Here is a 533-nt window from a genome sequence, read left to right as displayed (position 1 = left end):
GGGGCTGTAGTAGATAAGGATTAAATATCACACCATTTCCTCAGAGTTTTAAGCTGATTAGATGGTGACCCGTAGTTAAACCTAAACTCGCACTCTTTTAAAAATAAATGGAAGTTATTCTTATCGATTCCATTATATTTCCTGAGTGTTCGTTTAGACTGATTCCAGAAGTTCTCAATACCATTGATGTGATTGTTTTTACCACAAGTGAACTCTCTAGAGTGATTGACTCTGAAATGTTTAAAATCGCTCACATCCAATGCATTGTAACTTCGATAGCTGTCAGTATAAACAAAGCTGTCAGGCTTTATTTTACGCTTGATGACAGGCATGAGAGTGGTTTGTTTGGTGTCTGCTACGACAATGGTATAAACCTTGCCATTTCTTTTTAATATACCAAATACGGCTGTTTTACCAGCAGCACCTCGGCCTCTTTTGCCTTTGCGTACACCGCCAAAGTAACTTTCATCTAATTCGACTTCACCGTCAAAGATGTCATCTGCTTCAAGAGATAAATAATACTCTATAACGAG

At 37.9% G+C, this 533-nt stretch carries 1 protein-coding gene; it reads right to left on the bottom strand.

Features of this window, described 5'->3' with window-relative positions; genetic code table 11:
* Positions 1 to 20: 20 nt before the first annotated feature.
* Positions 21 to 533 (bottom strand): IS1595 family transposase (locus JMY02_RS13585; RefSeq protein ID WP_201599192.1); only part of this gene is annotated, 513 nt, incomplete at its 5' end.

Origin of the sequence: Psychrobacter vallis (assembly GCF_904846715.1) — a bacterium.
GTDB classification, from domain to species: Bacteria; Pseudomonadota; Gammaproteobacteria; order Pseudomonadales; family Moraxellaceae; genus Psychrobacter; species Psychrobacter vallis.
This window is presented reverse-complemented; position numbering and strand designations above follow the sequence as displayed.